The organism is Mycobacterium appelbergii (genome assembly GCF_032883035.1).
GTDB classification, from domain to species: Bacteria; Actinomycetota; Actinomycetes; order Mycobacteriales; family Mycobacteriaceae; genus Mycobacterium; species Mycobacterium appelbergii.
In genome coordinates this window covers 17,867-37,487 of sequence record NZ_JAMQTH010000011.1, presented here as the reverse complement: position 1 = coordinate 37,487, position 19,621 = coordinate 17,867, and the positions used below count along the sequence as shown (strand labels likewise).

The 19,621-nt window shown below is 65.1% G+C and carries 16 protein-coding genes and 1 tRNA gene; 10 read left to right on the top strand and 7 right to left on the bottom strand.

What is annotated here, in order from left to right:
• Positions 1–120 precede the first annotated feature (120 nt).
• From M1247_RS23970 to M1247_RS23950, 5 genes are all read left to right on the top strand, one after another.
• Positions 121–2,988 carry an MMPL/RND family transporter gene (locus tag M1247_RS23970; RefSeq protein WP_317158901.1) on the top strand — a complete coding sequence of 956 codons (2,868 nt, stop codon included), beginning with the start codon at positions 121–123 and terminating at the stop codon, positions 2,986–2,988.
• 72 nt (positions 2,989–3,060) lie between these two features.
• Positions 3,061–4,245 carry a N(5)-(carboxyethyl)ornithine synthase gene (locus tag M1247_RS23965; RefSeq protein ID WP_317158900.1) on the top strand — a complete coding sequence of 395 codons (1,185 nt, stop codon included), beginning with the start codon at positions 3,061–3,063 and terminating at the stop codon, positions 4,243–4,245.
• 58 nt (positions 4,246–4,303) lie between these two features.
• A complete protein-coding gene (locus M1247_RS23960) occupies positions 4,304–5,131 on the top strand; it encodes an MOSC domain-containing protein (RefSeq protein ID WP_317158899.1) in 828 nt (275 codons plus the stop codon).
• Positions 5,132–5,346: 215 nt separating this feature from the next.
• Complete coding sequence (gene ponA2, locus M1247_RS23955) at positions 5,347–7,827, top strand: transglycosylase/D,D-transpeptidase PonA2 (protein ID WP_317158898.1); 2,481 nt, start codon at positions 5,347–5,349, stop codon at positions 7,825–7,827.
• 8 nt (positions 7,828–7,835) lie between these two features.
• The gene (locus tag M1247_RS23950) at positions 7,836–8,750 is read left to right on the top strand and encodes a lytic transglycosylase domain-containing protein (protein ID WP_317158897.1); all 915 of its coding nucleotides are present in this window, start codon (positions 7,836–7,838) and stop codon (positions 8,748–8,750) included.
• A gap of 9 nt (positions 8,751–8,759) precedes the next feature.
• On the opposite strand, the gene M1247_RS23945 is transcribed toward M1247_RS23950, so the two are convergent.
• Positions 8,760–9,476, bottom strand: coding sequence for a sensor domain-containing protein (locus M1247_RS23945; RefSeq protein ID WP_317158896.1), 717 nt, complete (start codon positions 9,474–9,476; stop codon positions 8,760–8,762).
• Between the two features lie 308 nt (positions 9,477–9,784).
• Here M1247_RS23945 and M1247_RS23940 point away from each other — a divergent pair, with 308 nt between their 5' ends.
• Complete coding sequence (locus tag M1247_RS23940; protein ID WP_317158895.1) at positions 9,785–10,249, top strand: hypothetical protein; 465 nt, start codon at positions 9,785–9,787, stop codon at positions 10,247–10,249.
• 64 nt (positions 10,250–10,313) lie between these two features.
• Here the strand turns inward: M1247_RS23940 and M1247_RS23935 are convergent, their stop codons facing one another.
• Entirely contained in the window at positions 10,314–11,213 is a 900-nt protein-coding gene (locus M1247_RS23935) for a LysR family transcriptional regulator (protein WP_317158894.1), read from the bottom strand.
• Between the two features lie 241 nt (positions 11,214–11,454).
• Between M1247_RS23935 and M1247_RS23930 the strand changes: the two genes are divergently transcribed.
• Together M1247_RS23930 and M1247_RS23925 are read left to right on the top strand one after the other, a co-directional pair.
• Positions 11,455–12,477, top strand: a complete 1,023-nt coding sequence (locus M1247_RS23930) for a polyprenyl synthetase family protein (protein ID WP_317158893.1) — start codon at positions 11,455–11,457, stop codon at positions 12,475–12,477.
• Positions 12,474–13,490 carry a LacI family DNA-binding transcriptional regulator gene (locus M1247_RS23925; protein WP_317158892.1) on the top strand — a complete coding sequence of 339 codons (1,017 nt, stop codon included), beginning with the start codon at positions 12,474–12,476 and terminating at the stop codon, positions 13,488–13,490. The genes M1247_RS23930 and M1247_RS23925 overlap by 4 nt, the downstream gene beginning before the upstream one ends.
• Here the strand turns inward: M1247_RS23925 and M1247_RS23920 are convergent.
• Positions 13,459–14,976, bottom strand: a complete 1,518-nt coding sequence (locus M1247_RS23920; RefSeq protein ID WP_317158891.1) for an APC family permease — start codon at positions 14,974–14,976, stop codon at positions 13,459–13,461. The two genes, M1247_RS23925 and M1247_RS23920, sit on opposite strands and share 32 nt — an antisense overlap.
• A gap of 158 nt (positions 14,977–15,134) precedes the next feature.
• On the opposite strand from M1247_RS23920, the gene M1247_RS23915 reads away from it, so the two are divergent.
• Complete coding sequence (locus M1247_RS23915; protein WP_317158890.1) at positions 15,135–15,914, top strand: nitrilase-related carbon-nitrogen hydrolase; 780 nt, start codon at positions 15,135–15,137, stop codon at positions 15,912–15,914.
• Between the two features lie 57 nt (positions 15,915–15,971).
• Here the strand turns inward: M1247_RS23915 and speB are convergent, their stop codons facing one another.
• Entirely contained in the window at positions 15,972–16,961 is a 990-nt protein-coding gene (gene speB / locus M1247_RS23910) for an agmatinase (RefSeq protein WP_317158889.1), read from the bottom strand.
• Positions 16,962–17,306: 345 nt separating this feature from the next.
• Positions 17,307–17,380 (bottom strand) — tRNA-Ile (locus M1247_RS23905).
• 110 nt (positions 17,381–17,490) lie between these two features.
• On the opposite strand from M1247_RS23905, the gene M1247_RS23900 reads away from it, so the two are divergent.
• On the top strand, positions 17,491–17,865 hold the full coding sequence (locus tag M1247_RS23900) for a phage holin family protein (protein ID WP_317158888.1): 375 nt from the start codon (positions 17,491–17,493) through the stop codon (positions 17,863–17,865).
• A gap of 1 nt (position 17,866) precedes the next feature.
• Here M1247_RS23900 and M1247_RS23895 read toward each other — a convergent pair whose 3' ends face one another.
• Both M1247_RS23895 and M1247_RS23890 read right to left on the bottom strand, forming a co-directional pair.
• Entirely contained in the window at positions 17,867–18,682 is an 816-nt protein-coding gene (locus M1247_RS23895) for a carboxymuconolactone decarboxylase family protein (protein ID WP_317158887.1), read from the bottom strand.
• A gap of 24 nt (positions 18,683–18,706) precedes the next feature.
• A complete protein-coding gene (locus tag M1247_RS23890) occupies positions 18,707–19,615 on the bottom strand; it encodes an Lrp/AsnC family transcriptional regulator (protein WP_317159109.1) in 909 nt (302 codons plus the stop codon).
• Positions 19,616–19,621: the final 6 nt, after the last annotated feature.

The window sequence follows — 19,621 nt, the reverse complement described above, 5'->3', positions numbered from 1 at the left end:
GCGCCGGTAGCGGGAGGCTGGCGGCCCAATCCGCGCCGCGGTCTGGTAAGACGGGAGCACAACACGCGGCCCCTCCTGGCTGCCGCGGCGATACCTCCGACCGACCACCAAGGGTTCCTGATGGCCGCTTCCACCGACGTTCCCGCTGCGTCCACCAGCAAGCACACCGGGATCGCTCGATGGATCCGCCGACTCGCCATCCCGATCATCATCGGCTGGATACTGCTGGTCGCGGTGCTCAGCGTCACCGTGCCGCAGCTCGAAGTCGTCGGGCAGATGCGATCGGTCTCGATGAGCCCCAACGATGCGCCGTCGGTGATTGCGATGAAACGCGTCGGCAAGGTGTTCGACGAGTTCCACTCCGACAGTTCGGCGATGATCGTGCTGGAGGGCGAGCAGCCGCTCGGCGACGACGCGCACTTTTTCTACAACGACATGGTCGACAAGCTCGAGGCCGACAAGAAACACGTCGAGCACGTCCAAGACTTCTGGGGCGATCCGCTGACCGAGGCCGGCGCCCAGAGTAACGACAACAAAGCCACCTATGTGCAGGTCTACCTCGCAGGCAACATGGGTGAAGCCCTGGCCAACGAGTCGGTGCAGGCAGTCCAGGACCTCATCAAAGGCTTGGAGCCGCCGCCGGGGGTCAAGGTCTATGTGACCGGCGGCTCGGCGCTGGCCAACGACCAGCAACTCGCCGGTGACCGCAGTGTCCAGATCATCGAGATGGTCACGTTCGCGGTGATCATCACGATGTTGCTGCTGGTGTACCGGTCGATCATCACCGTGCTCATCACGCTGTTCATGGTGGTGGTCTGTCTGTCCTCGGCGCGCGGAGTGGTGGCCTTCCTCGGCTATCACGATCTGATCGGGCTCTCGACGTTCGCCACTCAGCTTCTGGTGACGCTGGCCATCGCGGCCTCGACCGACTATGCGATCTTCCTGATCGGGCGCTATCAGGAAGCCCGGACGATAGGCGAGGACCGCGAGCAGGCGTATTACACGATGTTCCACGGCACCGCCCATGTGGTGCTGGGTTCGGGCATGACGATCGCCGGGGCGACGCTGTGCCTGCATTTCACCCGGCTGCCCTATTTCCAGACGCTGGGCATTCCGATGGCGGTCGGGATGGTCGTGGCGGTGGTGGCGGCGCTGACACTGGGGCCTGCGGTGATCACTGTGGCCAGCCGGTTCGGCAAACTGCTGGAACCCAGGCGGGCGATGCGCATTCGGGGTTGGCGCAAGCTCGGCGCGTTCGTCGTCCGCTGGCCCGGCGCGGTCCTGCTGGGCACCATCCTGCTGTCTTTGGTCGGGCTGCTGACGCTGCCGGGTTATCGGACCAACTACAACGACCGCAACTATCTGCCTCCCGATCTGCCTGCCCAGCAGGGGTTCGCCGCGGCCGAACGGCATTTCTCACCAGCCAAGATGAACCCCGAGCTGCTGCTCATCGAAACCGATCACGACATCCGCAACTCAGCGGACTTCCTGGTGATCGACAGGATCGCCAAGGCGGTCTTCGAGGTGCCCGGAATCGGCAGCGTCCAGGCGATCACGCGCCCTCAGGGCGAACCGCTCGAGTTCAGCACCATCCCCGCGCAGATGAGCATGGGCGGGGTCATGCAGACCATGAACCGCAAGTATCTGATGGACCGCGCCGACGACATGCTGCTGCAGGCCGATGAGATGCAGAAGACCGTCGACACGATGGATCAGATGATCGCGCTCATGGGCGAGATGAGCACGATCATGCACAGCATGGTCGGCAAGACCCACGACATGGTCGACGACGTCGCCGAACTGCGGGACCACATCTCCGACTTCGACGACTTCCTGCGGCCGCTGCGCAACTACCTGTACTGGGAACCCCACTGCTACGACATTCCGGTGTGCTCGACGATGCGGTCGGTGTTCGACGGGCTCGACGGCGTCGACACCATGACCGAGAGCATCCAGCAGCTGCTGCCCGACATGGATCGACTCGATGCGCTGATGCCCCAGATGGCGTCGATGATGAAGCCGCAGATCGAGACCATGAAGAAAATGAAGACGATGATGCTGACCATGTACCAGACCCAGAAGGGTCTGCAGGATCAGATGGCCGAGATGCAGGACGGCCAGACGGCCATGGGCGAGGCGTTCAACGACGCCAAGAACGACGACACGTTCTACCTGCCGCCGGAGATCTTCAACAACGCCGACTTCAAACGCGGCATGAAGAGCTTCATCTCGCCGGACGGAAAAGCGGTGCGGTTCATCATTTCCCATGAGGGAGATCCGCTGACACCCGATGGCATCAAGCTGATCGACGGGATCAAGCTGGCCGCCAAGGAAGCCATGAAAGGCACACCCTGGCAAGGCTCAAAGATCTATCTCGCCGGAACCGCGGCCACATTCAAAGACATGCAGGAAGGCAACAATTACGACCTGATCATCGCAGGCATCTCGGCACTGTGCCTGATCTTCATCATCATGCTGCTCATCACCCGAAGTGTGGTGGCCGCAGCCGTGATCGTGGGCACCGTGCTGGTATCGCTCGGCGCGTCCTTCGGCTTGTCAATCCTGGTGTGGCAGCACCTGTTAGGGATCGAACTGCATTTCATGGTGATGGCGATGGCCGTCATCGTGCTGTTGGCGGTGGGCGCTGACTACAACCTGCTCTTGGTCGCCCGGCTCAAAGAAGAGCTGCCCGCAGGCATCAACACCGGCATCATCCGCGCCATGGGCGGTAGTGGATCGGTGGTGACCGCCGCCGGGCTGGTGTTCGCGTTCACCATGATGTCGATGGTGGTCAGCGAGATGACCGTGGTGGCCCAGGTCGGCTCGACGATCGGGCTCGGCCTGCTGTTCGACACCCTGGTGATCCGGTCATTCATGACCCCCTCGATCGCAGCATTGATGGGACGCTGGTTCTGGTGGCCGCAGTTCGTGCGGACCAGACCGGCGCGCGGCGTGGTGGCAGAGGTGGCAGCGCGCGCAGGGCGGTGATGTCCGGCCGGGGACTCCCTACGCGTAGTGTCGAAGGCATCGGGACCACTCAGGCCCTCACAATCAAGGGGTTTGACGAAGATCGCTGAGGAAAAACAGCTTTCATTGGGTGTACTGGCCCGCTGCGGTAAACCCAACGAACGCCGACTGCCGATTCACCCTGCACACCTCAGCCGGATCGATCCACCGGTGCGGCAACGGATCTTCCTCGAGCACGGCTACGGCGCGGAGTTCGGCGCTACCGACGCTGCGTTGGCTCCGCTCGTGGGCGGCATCAGGACGCGGGACCAACTCGTCGCGGACTGCGATGTCATCTTGCTGCCCAAGGTGCGCGCCGACGACCTGGCGGGGATGCGGACCGGTCAGATCGTCTGGGGATGGCCGCACTGCGTGCAGGATCCCGAACTGACGCAGATCGCCATCGACCGGCGGTTGACGCTGATCGCTTTCGAGGCGATGAACCACTGGCAGGCCGATGGCGGCTTCGGCCTCCACGTCTTCCACAAGAACAATGAGCTCGCGGGCTACTGCTCGGTCTTGCATGCCATGCAACTGGCCGGGGTCACCGGCAGCTACGGCCGTCGGCTCCGCGCCGCGGTCATCGGATTCGGTGCGACGGCTCGCGGTGCGGTCACCGCGCTGAACGCCCACGGCGTCGACGACGTCCGGGTCCTGACCAACCGTGAGGTGGCCGCCGTCGGGTCACCGATCCACTCCACGCAGATCGTCCAGATGGGGCAGGACGCCGACGCACCCGGGCGGACGTGGGCCGATACACCGGAAGACGGCGTCATACCGGTGGCCCGGTTCCTCGCCGAGAACGACATCGTCGTCAACTGCGTGCTGCAGGATCCCAACGCTCCCCTGATCTTCGTCACCGAGGATGATCTGACCGTGTTCAACGCGGGTAGCCTGCTGGTCGACGTGTCTTGCGATGAGGGCATGGGATTCAGCTGGGCGCATCCGACGTCGTTCACCGCTCCGGTTCGCGAGCTGACCAACGGTGTCCAGTACTACGCCGTCGACCACAGTCCGTCCTATCTGTGGAACTCCGCGACCTGGGAGATCAGCGAAGCGCTGATGCCGCACATCGAAACGGTGCTCGGCGGGCAGGCGGCGTGGGATACGAGCACCACGATCTCGCGCGCCATCGAGATCGGGGACGGCACCGTGCGCAACCCCGACATTCTCCGATTCCAGCACCGCGAGGACGCCGATCCGCATCCCACGGTGACGCGGACGCACACCAAGATCTGAACACACTCGCGGGCCGGTCGGCCGCTCCGCCGATGCGATTCGAACTATGGTTCTTTGCATGAATCTCGCGGCCCCCGAACAGCAGATGCACGTGGCGACTTTGCGCCGGTATCCGGTGAAGTCGATGCTGGGCGAGACCGTCGAGGAGTTGTTCGTCGACGAGCGGGGCGTGCAGGGCGACCGGCGGTTGGCGTTGGTCGACACACAGACCGGACGAATCGCAAGCGCAAAGCAGGCTCGGCTCTGGCGTGACCTCCTCCAGTGCAATGCCGGTGTGCACGACGGCCGTGTGCAGATCCGGCTGCCCGACGGGACAATGGTGCCGGCCGACGACGACGGCACCGACGAACAGCTTTCCCGACTGCTGTCGAGACCCGTGCGTTTGGTCGACGGTCGGCAGCAGGGTGCGACGATAGAGCGAGCCGATCCTGACCAGGTGCTCGAACAGGGCGTGGACGCCGAGGTCGAAGCTCCCCTGCTCGAGCTGGCCCAGGGCACTCCGGGTGACTCGTTCGTCGATTTCGCGCCGATGCACGTCATCACCACGGCGACCCTGGAACGCATCGGCACGGAAGCCGAGCGCTACCGACCGAACCTGGTGATCGCAACGCCACCCGGCTACCCCGCGTACGCGGAGAACGACTGGGTCGGGCGGACGCTGGCGATCGGCCAGGTGCAGATCAGGGGTATGGGGCCCACGCCGCGGTGTGTGATACCCACCCTCGAACATGGCCGGCTCGCTCGCGCACCCCACGCGCTACGCACGCCGGCGAAGGAAAACCGGGTGCAGTCCTTCGACTTCGGCGTCCTGCCGTGCGCCGGAGCCTATTTCGAGGTGATCGCTGATGGCACGATACGCACCGGCGAGGCGATCTCCCTGCGCTGATCGCCGTCGCCGGTGCTGCCCATGGACGGATCGATCACGTCATCAGTTGCTTCGATGCTGTGAACATAGTTGCCATGCGCAACGATTGGACCCGGACCGCGGCCGGTCGGGGCGGCAGCGGAGTCTAATGAACGTCTCATCGAAATACCAACGCACCTAACGTCTCGCGCGCAATCAGCTCACCAGGAGACCCGCAAGGCCCTACGCTTGAGGACATGTCCGACCCGCGCCCGCGGTCGGGGGCTACGGTTGCCAAGCTGGCCATGCATTGTGTGCTGGCCGGATTGCTCACGGCCGCACTGATGTTCCCCGTCATCGGCGGCGTCGGGATGTTGACGGCGCGGTTGTCCGATACGGTCGCCCAGGACTCGGCGCAGGTGCTGCAGGGCGACGCGCCGCTCGTCACCACCATGGTCGACACCTCGGGCCATCCGATCGCCTGGCTCTACGAGCAACGTCGATGGGAGGTGCCAAGCGATCGGATCGCCGACACCATGAAGCTGGCGATCGTGTCGGTCGAAGACAAACGCTTCGTCGAACACAACGGTGTGGACATCCAGGGGACACTGAACGGCCTCATCGGATACCTGCGGGGCGTCGAGCAGGTGCGCGGCGGTTCGACCATCGAGCAGCAGTACGTCAAGAACTACAACCTGCTGGTCAATGCCAAAACACAGGCCGAGCGCCGAGCCGCGGTCGAAGTGACGCCCGCCCGCAAGTTGCGTGAGATGCGGATAGCCCTGGCATTGGACAAGGCACTGCCCAAAGGCGAGATCCTGGCCCGCTACCTGAACCTCGTGTCCTTCGGCAACGGCGCATTCGGCGTTCAGGACGCGGCACGTACCTACTTCGGCGTCGACGCTGCCGACCTCACCTGGTCACAGGCCGCCTTGTTGGCCGGCGTGGTGCGGTCCACCAGCGCACTCAATCCCTACACCAACCCCGACGGCGCCCTCGCGCGACGCAACACCGTGCTCGACACCTTGATCGACTATCTGCCGGACCGCGCCGACGAACTCAGGGCTGCCAAAGCCGAGCCACTGGGAGTGCTGCGCCAAGCCGAGCCGCTGCCGCAGGGTTGTATCGCCGCCGGAGACCGCGCCTTCTTCTGCGAGTACGTGCTGCAGTACCTGGCGCACGCGGGACTCACCATCGAAGACGTCGCACGCAACGGTTACCTGATCCGCACCACGCTCGACCCCAAGGTGCAGGACAGCGTGAAGTCCGCAGTCGACAAATTTGCAGACCCGGACACCGACGGTGTCGCCAGCGTGATGAGTGTGATCACGCCGGGCAAAGACGCCCACCGGGTTGTCGCGATGGCCGACAGCCGCACCTATGGACTCGACATCGATGCCAACGAGACGGTGCAACCGCAGCCGTTCTCTCTCGCCGGTGACGGCGCCGGATCGATATTCAAGATTTTCACCACCGCGGCCGCCCTCGACATGGGTATGGGAATCAATGCCAAACTCGATGTGCCGTCAGCGTTTCAGGGCAAGGGCCTGGGCAGCAGCGATACTCCCGGTTGTCCGAAGGAAACGTGGTGTGTGCGCAACGCGAGGTCCTTCCCCGGCTCGCTGAATATCACCGATGCCCTCGCCCAGTCACCCAACACCGCGTTCGCCAAACTCATCTCACAGATCGGGGTGGCACGCGCAGTGGACATGGCGGTGCGGCTGGGGCTGAGGTCGTACGCCGAACCCAATAGCGCCCGGGCCTACAACCCCGACTCCGACGAGAGCCTCGCCGATTACGTCAAGCGGCAGAACATCGGATCCTTCACGCTCGGCCCGCTCGAGCTGAATGCGCTCGAACTGTCGAATGTGGGAGCGACGCTGGCGTCCGGTGGCACGTGGTGCCCGCCGAGCCCGATCGACAAGATCTTCGACCGCCGCGGCCGCGAGGTGGGTGTCGAGACCGTGCCTTGTGATCAAGCTGTACCGGAGGGGCTGGCCAATACGCTGTCCAACGCCCTGAGCAAAGATCACTCCAGCGGAACCGCCGCAGGCGCGGCAAGTTCGGTCGGCTGGACATTGCCGATGTCCGGCAAGACCGGCACGACCGAGGCGCACCGGTCATCGGGTTTCCTGGGCTTCACCAACCGGTACGCCGCTGCGAACTACATCTTCGACGACTCGTCGTCACCAGGGGGTCTGTGCTCGTACCCGTTGCGTGAATGCAGCGACGGCACCCTGTTCGGCGGCATCGAGCCGGCCTTGACCTGGTATGCGGCAATGAATCCGATCGCGGAATACTTCGGCCCGTTGGCGCTGCCTCCGACCGATCCACGGTACGTCGAGGGCGGCCCGGGCAGCCAGGTGCCCGAGGTGACCGACATGAAATTCGACGAGGCGCGTAAGCGCCTGCTGGACTCCGGTTTCCAAGTGGCCGACAAGCCCACACCGGTCAACAGCCATGCCACGAAAGGTTCGGTGGTCGGGACGACCCCGAGCGGCAGGACCATTCCCGGCTCGATCATCACGATCAACACCAGCACCGGGTACGTGCCTCCACCCGTCTATGTCCCCCGCCCGGACGCTCCGCCGCCGCCCGGGGCGCCGCCGCCTCCCCCACCTGAAAACGTCATCCTGATCCCCGGATTGCCGCCGATAACCCTGCCGGCCCCGGCCCCACCGCCACCGCCGCCGGCTCCGCCTCCGCCCCCGCCGCCACCTCCCGGCGCGCCGTTCTAGGAACATTGATGCGCCGAACCGTCACGATCACGTTTGTCGTCACGTTGATGTGCGGGCTTGTCGGCTGCTCACCATCGAACGGGTCGTCGCCCACGTCGACGGCATCCGCTGCGCACTCCGCCCCACGCATCCAGCCGCACGAACCCCAGAACCGACGGCTCGCAACCGACCCCGCGCAACTCGCCGACGATCTCGTCGCCGACGAGCGCGCACTGAGGGACCCGTCGTCGTCAGATACCGTGTTGCTGGCGGCGGCACACCGCCAGCAAGCGGCGTACCGTGCCTTCGGCCGGCACCCCGAGTGGGACCCGATCGCGCGTCCCCGAATCCCGCCGCCGCTGCGCGGCATCTACGACCGCAACGTCGACGCACGTCGGCAACTCGCCGCGATGAGCAACCGCGTGAAGGACACCCTGCCTGCGTGGCGGATCATTCCCCCGCCGCCACCGGACGAACTGCTGGGTTACTACCGCGAAGCCGAAGCCGCGTCCGGTGTCGGGTGGAACTATCTGGCGGCGATCAATCTGATCGAAACCGGATTCGGCCGTATCTCGGGCGTCAGCGAGGCCGGCGCGCAAGGGCCCATGCAGTTCATGCCGTCCACATTCGCCGCCTACGGCGAGGGCGGCGACATCCACTCGCCCCGGGACAGCATCGTGGCCGCAGGCCGCCATCTGGCCGCCAACGGTTTCACCGACGACCCGGATCACGCCCTGTACCGGTACAACAACTCGAACCGATATGTGCAGGCGGTCAAAGACTACGCGGAGGTCCTCGCAACCGACCCCGCCGCCTTCACCGGTTACTACCGGTGGGAGGTCATGTACCGGACCACTGCCGGTGACGTGCTCCTCCCGGTCGGGTACTCCGCGACCACACCGATCCCCGTCCCCGCGTCAGGGGTGGTCGGCCCGGTCCGATAGGCGCCGCGCCTACCGTTGAGACGACGGCGAATCCACTCTCGAGGCGATCTCCGCCGCTATCGCGACGGCCGAGCCGGCCGGGTTGGCACTGCAGGTGTTGACGTCGACGATGACGTTGTTGTTGACGGTCAAGGCCCGCCCGCACGCCCATCCGCCTTCTTGGGCGTTCGATTGGGTGGTGGTCGCGCTCAGCATGCCGTCCTTGTTCGCGATGGGACCGACATCCCACAGCGAGCCGGACTGCAGGTGGGTGTAATGCTTGCACGCCGGCCACTGTTGCGCCGACGCGTCGAAAAACCCCTTGGCCCTGTCGGCGTCGGGGAACAACACCACGGCCTGCTGGGCGAAATGGGTGAAGTCGTCGCCATTCGCGAGGGTCTCATCATGCATGGCGGTGAAACCGCTGTCGGCATAGACCGCTGCCTGTGCGGCGCCGTCGACGGCCAAGCACTCACGCGGTTCCATGGTCGCGCTGTCATCCGACATTTCCGTGTGGGTACTCGAGACGATCATGCCCGCTGCGCCCACCGCCGCATCGATCCGTTCGGGCGGAAGCAATAATTCAGGCAGGACGTCGTTCGCCAGAGGCACCGGGGCGAATGACGTGATCATCGGCTTGCTCGGTGTCTGCTCAGCAAGGTCCTGGTCGGTGCCGTCGCCACCGCCACCACCGCAGCCGGCCACACACACAGCGGAAATGGCGATCACAAATTTCAGACGACGCATGCGTTTACCCCCGTCTCTGCTGAAGACACGTCGCAGTCTGGTAAATCCAGGGAAGCAGCGCATTCGAGTATTCCGCAGAACATCGTGCACACAGTTCGAAGACTTTGCGGAATCGTTACGTCGACGCCACGAGCCGCATTCCGGGCTTGTGTGATCTGGCAACTACAGATCCCGCCACTGAGCTGCGGAAAGGGCTATTCGCGAGTTTCGCATTTCCCGACGGCTGTCGACCCCACTGATATACGGTGCGCCGAGACGGAAAGGTCACCATGATGACGCGAAATTCCCACATTTTAGCTGGTATTGCGGTGACCGTAAGCCTGGTTGCTGCGGCATGTGGCAGTACCAACTCGGCGGCAGAGACCACCGAGGCCACCACGACAACAACCGCCCCGAGCACCACCTCGCAGGCCGCGGCAGCGCCCGTCGACAGCGGACAACTGCAGTCGCTGATCCCCACGCCCGCCAACAGTGAGGCAACTGGGCCCGACACCATTCCGAACAACGGTGTCCACCTGCATTACAAGGTCAACGCCGCGCCCAACGATGCGATGCAGGCCTATAAGGCAGCGCTGACGGACAAAGGCTGGGCGGTGACCACCATTGTGAGCTCAGGTGGCGGTGAAGGAGGCGGCGGCGCAACCTTCACCGGAACCCACGGTGAGGCGTACGGCGTGTTCGACGGCGGTGGATTTGCCAGCACCACATTCATCGATGTCTGTGCCTGGCCCACCAAGCCCGCGGACCCCAACTGCAGCCGGGGCGAGCGCTGAATATCCCGCCTCTATTTTATGGGCCGGCGAAATACGCGGCACATTTCGGTGACTCGTGAATTGATCACGCCGCTACGCCGGTGAGGTGGGCACGAGCGGCATGGACAAAGTCGGCCACCAGCGGATTCGGGTCTCCGACCCGGGTCGCGACCACGACCCTGCTGGCGGGCAGGCCCTCAACGGGCACGGTGGCCAGGTCGGACCGCAGGGAGCTGCGCCGGTCGCCGACCGGCAGGACCGCGATCGCCTGGCCGCTCGCCACGAGTTCGAGTCTGTCCTCGAAACTCTCGGTGATCGGGCCTGCCGAAATCGGGCCCGGGTCGCTGCGTTGGTAGGCCTCGGTCGGGTAGATCGAGCGGGTACCGCCGTGGGGGCAGACGACCGAGCCGTCTCCTGCGAAATCGTCCGGTGACACCGACGCGCGCCCGGCGAGGTGGTGGTCGACCGGCACGACCAGCATCCGAGGTTCCTCGTAGAGCACGGTCATCCGGGCCGCATCAGCCGGCGAGGACAGCGGGTCCCGGGCAACCAGCACGTCCACCTGGCCGTCGGCGAAGGCCCATTCGTCGTAACACTCCAGGTGCCGGGTGCCGATCTCGGCCTGCGGGTGGCGGTGCCGCAGCTCGCGGACGGCCGGTGTGATGACCAGGTCTTCGACGTACCCGATGATGACCTTGCCGGCAGGCGCATAGGCCCTGGCGGTGAGCGCCGCCTGGCGAGCGGCGCGTAAGAGCGCATGTGCCTCCGGCAGAAACGCCTTGCCGGCCTCGGTGAGCAAGCTGCCCTGCGGTGTCCGATCCAGCAGGCGTACCCCGAGACGGCCTTCCAGGCGCTGTATCTGGCGGCTCAACGCGGGCTGCGCGAGATGAAGCTCGGCGGCCGCCCGGCTGAAGTTCAGCTGCTCCGCCACCACCGTGAAATATCGCACCAACCGCAACTCGATATCGGTTCCCAGATCGTTCACCGGCCAGTCCTCATGAAGGGGTCAACCTGGCCGACGACGTGGGATATTCCGCCCGGTTCGAGCCCAGATCAGCGCAATGGTCGATTCGCCCGCCGAGCGTCGACCATTGCGCTGATCTCGCGGCTGCGGCGCGGCACTGGCGGCTGTGGCGGCAGTTGCTGAACCGATTTGGCACTGGTCACCCGTGACCGTATCCTATGGGAATCCTCGCACCGTCATATTGACCGGAGAAGGGAGCCGTGTGACGACGACGCCCATTGCTCTTCCGAGCGACGCGGAGCCGTTCGCACCGGAGACGATCGACGCATACGTGGCCTCCGTCGCCGGCAGCCTCAGGGCTCATGTATCCGAGCGCATCGCGAATATCCCACTCCCGGTTGATGATCCATTGGCGACCATCGATGCCCTCTCGGGCGGCAAGTACCTGCGCGCACGGACGCTGTTCCTCATAGCGCACGCGTTCGGCACACCTGCTCCACGATCTGCCGCGGATGCGGCCGTCGCACTTGAGTTGCTCCATACCGCATCACTCGTGCACGACGACATCATCGACGAGTCCCAATCCCGCCGCGGGTACCCGTCGCTGCACGTCGACGCCGACGAGGCCACCGCGATCCTCATCGCAGATCTGCTCATCGCCCTTTCGTTCGAGACTGCGGCAGCTCTGGGAGAGCGTGCCGTGGCCGTGCTCGCCCGCGCCTTCGGGGAGCTCTGCAGGGGACAGCTGCTGGAACCGGCGCTCGAATGGGGCGCCGACGCTCAACGGGGAATCGAAGACTACGCGACTCTCAAGACCGGTGCTCTCTTCGGAGCCGCTTTCGAACTCGGCGCCATGGCAGCCCACTGCGACACCGCGTTCCAGGACGCTTTCCGCAACGCAGGCCGACGGCTCGGTCTCGCCTTTCAGCTCTCCGACGACCTGCTCGACGTCAGGGATGACGCTCTCAACCTCGGTAAGGACCACGGGGCCGATCTCCGCAACGGAGTTCCCACATTTCCGCTCTGGAGCGCCTACCGGCGTCTCATTCAGCTCGGAGAGACCCGGCCGGCCTCGGCACCATCACTGCGCGACCGTCTGGCCGAGGAAGCTGGTTCGAGTCGCATACTGCATTCGACGAAGGAGCGGATCTCTGCGCTGGTCGCGGAGGCACGCGCGTCGCTGCCCCCGGCGAAACAGCCTCCGTCACTCGACCTCGCCGTCCGCACGGTCCTGGCCGATCTCGATCATTTCTCCGACGACAACTGCAAGTCCGAGGTTTCGTGAAACACAGCCGTATCACCATCAAGGACGTCGCACGCGAGGCCGGCGTCTCGATCGCCACGGCGTCAGAGTCGCTGAACGGTAAGGGGCGCGTCGCTGCGGCCACCCGTCAGAATGTGGTCGATATCGCGAATCGCCTGGGGTACACCGCGAATCGGATCGCCAAGAATCTCAATGCGGGCAGGACCGGCTCGCTCGTGCTGACCGTCTCCCCCATGGCGGTACAGTCCTCAGGCTCCGATCTGCAGCCCGAATGGGACATCGAGTACTACTTCAGAGTCCTGAACGGAGCGAGCGCCGAAGCCTTCCGGCGGGGGTACCTGCTGTCCATGCTCCCCTCCCACTCGTCCTCACAGGCGTACCTCTCGGCGGCCGACGGCCTCATCGTCGTCGACCCGAGCGACGATGATGAGCTGCTCGCTGATGCCGCGCACGCCGGCTTGGCCTGCGTCACCATCGGCCGGAACTCCGGCGAGCTCAGTTGGGTGGACAACGACTTCTCCACGGGTACAACGATGGCTCTGGCCCATCTGGATGCGACCCGACGTTCACGAACGGCGTTGTTCCTCAGCGAAACCAGCTCCTTCTATGTCAGAGACGAACTTTCGGCGTATCTCGACTGGTGCTCGACGGTCTCGTTGGAGCCGATCATCATCCGCTCGTCGGGGCCGCGCGTGGATGAGGCGGAGCCGGTGATCCGGGCCGCGCTCGCCTCCCCCGACCGCCGTTTCGATGCCGTGCTCACCACACTCGACACGCTCGCATTCGCCACGGAGCGCAGCGCACACATGCTGGGACTGGCCGTGCCAGAGGATCTTCAGGTTGTCAGTCTCACGGACAGCCGCTACCTCGACTACGGCCTGCAGAAGCCGATCACCGCGCTCGATCTGCACCCGGTGCGGCTGGGCGAAGTCGCGGTCGACCTCCTTCTCGCCAAGCTCGACGGCGAATCCGATCGACGACGCGAACTGGTGGACGCATCGCTCACCGTCCGGGAGTCAACGCTCGCCGACTGAGGCGGTTGCTGTCCGCCGACTCGGGCTCCCCTTCGTCGTCGGCCGATTCGTCACGTTCGAAGATCACGAGCGTCTGACCCGTCAACGCCGCCTGCCGCCTCCTTCGATGCACCCAGGCCTCCACCACCACCCCGAGCAGGCCCACCGCCAGGGCTCCGAGGATCGTCGACCAGTCGCTGGCCCATCCACCGCCGGTCTCCCGTGGCCACGCGACGTTGACTATCTGGAATACCAACCACGCGAGCGCAATCCACCCCACCACGCGTCCCGCAGGTCCGAGGAACAGGTCGGGCTCGTCATTCCACCGGCCGCGAACGCGCGCGATGGCCAGGCCAAGGATCGGAAACAGGAAGGAGATGAAGAAGCCCACCGAGGAGAAGGAGATCAGCGCCATCTGGATGCCCTCGCTCTGAAACGGCAGGAAAAGCAGCACCGCGATGATCGCTGTGACGATGACCGCCCGCCGCGGCAGGCCCGTCTCTCCGGACAGGCTGGTGAGGATCCGGGCGAACGGCAGCTCTCCGTTTCGCGCTGTCGCCCAGACGATTCGGGAAACCGTGATCTGAATGGTCATGAGACTCGCGGCGAACGCGATGACGAAGAGGGCGAGGACGCCACGGAAAACCGGCTCGGGAAGCGCGGTAGCCATGATGGCGACGGCCGGATCCGCGGCATTCTCCGGGTTTTGGAGGAACGCCTCGTTCGGCACCGCGAGCGTGAACGCCAGCGTGCTGAGCACCACGATGGTCATGATCGCGAAGAACGACACCACCATCGCCCGCGGCACTGCCCACTTCGGGCGCTTGACCTCCTCGGCGATCGAGCTGGCGCTCTCGAAGCCGATCGCGAAGTAACTCGAGAATGCGATGGCCATCACCAGCGGAGCCGAGAAGAGCGCCCCACGGTAGTCGCCGAGCGCGGCCGGTGACAGGTACTCAAGGCCCTGATGGCGTTCGAACAGGAGCAGCCAGATCGCGACCCCGACCGACCCCACCGCCTCGGCGAAGATCACGCCGACCATGAGGATCTTGATGAACACCCGCCCGGCGAGATTCACCAGCGTGCTGAACGCGAGGATCCCGACCGCCAACCACGTGACCAGGCCGTGACCGGCTCCCTGGATGTCGAAGATGGGCGGTATCAGCACCGCCCCGGCGTATGCCACCGCGGGCAGGGTGATCAGGAGTGTCCAGATGTAGGTCCATGAGGCGAACCAGCCGTAGCGATGCCCCAGCAGACGGCGAGACCACTGATAGATGCCGCCTGAATCGGCCCATTTCGAAGCGAGCACACCCAACGTGAGCACCACAACGAACTGGCCGGCATAGAGGATGAGGCCGCCCCAGATGAACGCAGGCCCCGAGGTGGCCAGCCCGACACCGAGCACGCTGTAGAGGGCAACGATCGGTGAGACGAACGCGAAAGCGACGGATAAAGCGGAAAACATGGTGAACTCTCGCCTCATCACCATCGGTGCCTCGGCCATAGAAACTCCCTTGCTTCGATACGGCGAAGGTATGTAACGGCGATCACGCTACGTCAGCCGAAACGTTTTAACAAGCAGTGGATCCGCGGTTGATATCCTTGCTCGAAACGGTTTAACTTTGCCCCGCCCACCATGACCACACCGCACACGGGAGCACCATGACGCCGCCGTATACCCTGCGCCTCACCGTCGTTCAGGACGCGCCGCGCCCCAGGGACCTCGACCACAACCTCGCCCGCGTACGAGACGGCGTCACCACCGGCGGAGCCGATGTGATCGTGTTCCCCGAACTCTTTCTCTCGGGTTACCAGACGACCGGTCTCGGCGAGATCGCACTGCCACTCGACGACCCGCGAATCGCGGAACTCGCAGACGCCTGCCGGTCTGCAGGCACAGCTCTGCTGACCGGATATGTCGAGCCCGCTTCCGGCGGCTATTTCGACACCTACCTCGCCATCGACCGAGACGGGACCGTGCGCAAGCCCATTCGCAAGACACACCTGTTCGGGAGCGAGCGCGAGGCATTCCTCAGCGGCGATGCGCTCGAACCGGTTACCCTCTGCGACACCGCGGTCGGCGTCCTGAACTGTTTCGAGCTCGAGTTTCCCGAGGTGGCCCGCACGCTCGTGCTCCGCGGAGCAGTGCTTCTCGTCGCCGGGTCGGCCAACATGCACCCCTACGAACGTGACCATCGCATCGCGGCCAGCTCCCGAGCGATGGAGAACCGCGTCCCACTGGCATACGCGAACCGGGTCGGCAGCGAATCGGGGCACCACTTCTGTGGATCGAGCCGGATCGTCGACCGCGACGGCTCAGTGCTCACTGCACTGGACGACGTTGAGATCGACGGTGCGACCGCTGACGTCGAGGTCGGCGCCCGCGGCGAGGACGCGACCGACATGCTCGGTCAGCGCCGTCCAGAACTCTACGAATCGTAGCGGTGGCGGGCGTGCGGGCCCGGGCCGTTCGGCCCGGGCCTGCACCTTCCTGTCGTGTCAGCCGACTCGCACCGGAGTGCGGGGCGAGCCCGCATGGAAAGCCAGCGCCTCCAGCGCTATCCGAGCAGCGACCAGCTGGGTCCGGGTCGTGTGGTCGAGCGACGGAGCCGGCTCCGCGACATCGACGCCGATCAACCCCGCAGGTGAGATGCCCCGAATGATCTCCAGCGCCTCGCGCATGGTCATTCCACCTGGCGTCGGAGCGCAGGTTCCCGGCGCATAGGCGGCGTCGAGAGCATCGACGTCAAACGTCAGATAGAACCCTTCCTCGCCGACGCGTTCGAGAATCTGCTCGACGACCCACGCCGCACCGTGCTCCCAGATGTCCTCCAACCAGATCACCCGGATGCCGTGGTCCCGGCAGTACTTCAACTCCGTCTTCGGGTTCAGCCATCCGCTGATGCCGACGAGCACCATCTTTGACGGGTCGTACCCGTTGTCGACCGCGCGCGTGATAGTGCAGCAGTGATTCAGCTCCTCGCCCCCGACATCCGGCGCAGCGTCGAGGTGTGTGTCGAACTGCACCCATCCCGGACTCGTCCCCGGCCGCTTCGCCGCCTTGCCGACCGGGATGCTCACAGAGTGGTCGCCGCCGAAGACCACCGGAATCGCTCCGCCGGCGACGATCTCGGCGATGTCCGCTTCTACCCGCTCGAAGGTCTTCACAGTATTGCCGAGCGCGACATTGCAGTCCCCGCCATCGGCAAGTGGAAGCCGTTCGAAGAGGTCGAAGTCGTAGGTTGCCTGGAAGTTCGTGAACTGCACCGATGTTTCGCGGATCGCGCGAGGACCGTAATTGGCACCGCTGCGACTGATCGTCGTCGCGTCGAACGGAAATCCGTACACCACCGCCTTCGTTCCCGACGCCTTGATCGCCTCGCGGTCGAGATCAATGCTCGGCACACCCATGAAGGTTCCGCCGAGGCCTCCGTGCAGGAGCCCGCTCCACATCGTCTCGTCGAATGAACCGGCCGTCACGTCAGTCATCGTTGCCTCACTTCCTTTCACGCGAGCAGACACCCGCACCATTGATAAACCGTTTAGGAGACCGCGTAGCTCCAAGGGCAACGTCGTTGCCGAAACGATTCGGCATGAGCGTAACATCGGTCTCTAGCGGCGTCCAGGGACCGTGCCGAGACCGCGTGCGGTCTGCGCGGCATCCGACGTATGAGTCGAGTTCGCCTCGTGCACAGGGTTTGCCAAGGATGCCCTGACCGCCGTGCAGCACGCTTGGGCACAGGTCATGCCTGGTTCGGCCAGGGGGCCCCGGCCCGCATAAACGATGAAAAAACGATGACACAACGTGAGTGATCTTGAATACACCCACTGAAGTGGGGCGGGCGGGGCTCGAACCCGCGACCTACGGATTATGAGTCCGCGGCTCTAACCGACTGAGCTACCGCCCCAGGCGCAACTATGCGGCAACTATGTTCCCACACCCTCGGCAGGACCTCGCACCGCCACGGTTGGGAGCGAAGCCCGGCGGTACATACGGCCCGCCGGATACGCTCACCGCGTGATCCGGTTCCTCCTGCGTGTGGCGATCTTCCTGGCGTCCTCGGCGATCGGCCTGTTGGCGGCGGCATGGTTGGTGCCCGGTGTCTCGGTGTCGGTGTTCGGGTTCGTCACCGCGGTCGTGATCTTCACCGTCGCGCAGGGGATCCTTTCGCCGTTCTTCCTCAAGATGGCCAGCCGCTACGCCTCGGCGTTCCTCGGCGGCATCGGCCTGGTCTCGACGCTGGCGGCGTTGATTCTGGCCTCGGTGCTCACCCACGGGTTGAGCATCCGTGGCATCGGCTCGTGGATCGCCGCGACCGTGGTGGTCTGGCTGGTCACCGCGCTGGCCACCCTCCTGCTGCCCATGCTGGTGCTCAAGAAGAAGGCGGCGTGAGTCAGCTGTAGACCGGCTGGCCGTCGTCGCCGAGCAGATACCGTTCGGTCCCGGACTCGACCCGGGGCGCGTCCACGCCCAAGGCGACGGCAATTTTGTTGCACGCGTTGCGCATGACGTCGAGTGTCAACTCGACCGCCTCGTCCTGCGTGAAATGTTGGCGAAGCTCGGCGCCTGCCACCTGCGACGGTGTCCAGATCAGCGCGTCGACGTAGCGCAGCGCAGCCTTGTGCCGTTCGGACAGTGTCGAATTCTCGTAGTCATCGATTTCGGCGTACACCGACTCCGTGGCTCCGGCGTCGAGCGCGGCGCCTTCGCGCAGCGACTTGCACAGTCGGCAGTTGTGCTGGCGGGCCCCGCGCAGACGGACGATCTCGGAGGTCACCGGGTCCAGCGTCCGCATCCGTCCCACGGTGGGCACGAAAACATCCAGCACGTAGCCGCCCGGTTCGGTGTCGCGGTCCCAACCATCGGGCTCCGCCGGCCAGTCCACGCCGATCGAGGACAGCCCGGTGCGCATCCGCGGCGCGAAGTCAGCGACGAATATCAGTGCGGTGACCCCGAATACGTCGGCGCCCAACAGGTCTAGGAACGCAGCACGCTGCGCGGGGCTGATCGCGGCCACGTCCATGCTGAATTGCTCGGCGAACTCGGTCACCATCGGGTCGACGGCGCCGCCTGAACGTTCTGCGGCCACCGGCGGCAGTCCGAGCGCCGAGGCGCATACCTCGCGGACCGCGGCGTTGATGTCGGTCAGTCCTGGCGGCGACAAGCTGACCAGGTGCGTCAGTTCACTCAGCACCCCGGCAGTATCCATCACCTGCGGCACTGCCGGGGCGGTTTAGCGCGTGCCCCCTGCCGCCATCGCGTCCAGTCCCGACGCGTAGGTCTCCTTGATCACGTCCAGATGCACCCAACTGTCGACGACACCGACGCCGTCCAGCGCACGTACCGCGTCGAGGATCTCGATCAGCTGCGCAGCCGAAAACGCCCGCACCGTCGCCAACAGGTCGAACCGGCCCAGGGTGCGGGCCGCGAAAATCACCGATCGCATTCCCAATAGCGTGGCCACCACCTCGTCGGCGGCCCCGGTCAGCCGGATCCCGAGCCCGAGCGCACTCTGCCGGTCCTGCCCGGAATGCCGCACCACCGCACCGATGCGCACCACTTGCGATTCGACCAGACGCACGACGCGCCGTCGCGCACCGGCGGGTGAAAGTCCCACCCTTTCAGCGAGATCCACATACGACGCCCGTCCGTCATCCTGCAGTGCCCGCAGCAGCGCCAGATCCACCTCATCGATCTCGACGCTGACATCCCCGACCGGGCCTATCACATCACGCAACACCTCGACGTAGGTGAGCGTGTCGACCCCGACGACGCCGGACAGCACCCGTAGTTCGGCGATCACGCCGTCGATATCGCGGATCGATCCGACCCGCACCTCGGCGATCAATCCGTACGCACCGCTGGTCAGCGACAGGAACGCGACATCGTCGCGTTGCGCCAGGCCGGCGGCGATCCGAGCCGCCGGACCGTCCACCATCACACTGACATGCGCCAGGGCTCCACGGCCGAGCACGGCGGGGTGCACGACGCCGCGCACCACTACCTGCCCACTGGAGATCAGTCGCTGTATCCGGCTGGCAGCCGCCGACCTCGACAACCCGACCCGCTGCGCGATGTCACGGTGGGTCAACCTCCCGTCACCCTCAAGCAGACTGACGATCGCCTCGTCGACCTCGTCCATCTGGGT

Bases quoted from the DNA above. Each gene is read 5' to 3' on its own strand.
- M1247_RS23920 (WP_317158891.1), bottom strand. From the start codon at position 14,976: ATGGCCGAGGCACCGATGGTGATGAGGCGAGAGTTCACCATGTTTTCC.
- M1247_RS23895 (WP_317158887.1), bottom strand. From the start codon at position 18,682: ATGGATACTGCCGGGGTGCTGAGTGAACTGACGCACCTGGTCAGCTTG.
- M1247_RS23960 (WP_317158899.1), top strand. From the start codon at position 4,304: ATGAATCTCGCGGCCCCCGAACAGCAGATGCACGTGGCGACTTTGCGC.
- M1247_RS23950 (WP_317158897.1), top strand. From the start codon at position 7,836: ATGCGCCGAACCGTCACGATCACGTTTGTCGTCACGTTGATGTGCGGG.
- M1247_RS23945 (WP_317158896.1), bottom strand. From the start codon at position 9,476: ATGCGTCGTCTGAAATTTGTGATCGCCATTTCCGCTGTGTGTGTGGCC.
- M1247_RS23915 (WP_317158890.1), top strand. From the start codon at position 15,135: ATGACGCCGCCGTATACCCTGCGCCTCACCGTCGTTCAGGACGCGCCG.
- M1247_RS23890 (WP_317159109.1), bottom strand. From the start codon at position 19,615: ATGGACGAGGTCGACGAGGCGATCGTCAGTCTGCTTGAGGGTGACGGG.
- M1247_RS23970 (WP_317158901.1), top strand. From the start codon at position 121: ATGGCCGCTTCCACCGACGTTCCCGCTGCGTCCACCAGCAAGCACACC.
- ponA2 (WP_317158898.1), top strand. From the start codon at position 5,347: ATGTCCGACCCGCGCCCGCGGTCGGGGGCTACGGTTGCCAAGCTGGCC.
- speB (WP_317158889.1), bottom strand. From the start codon at position 16,961: ATGACTGACGTGACGGCCGGTTCATTCGACGAGACGATGTGGAGCGGG.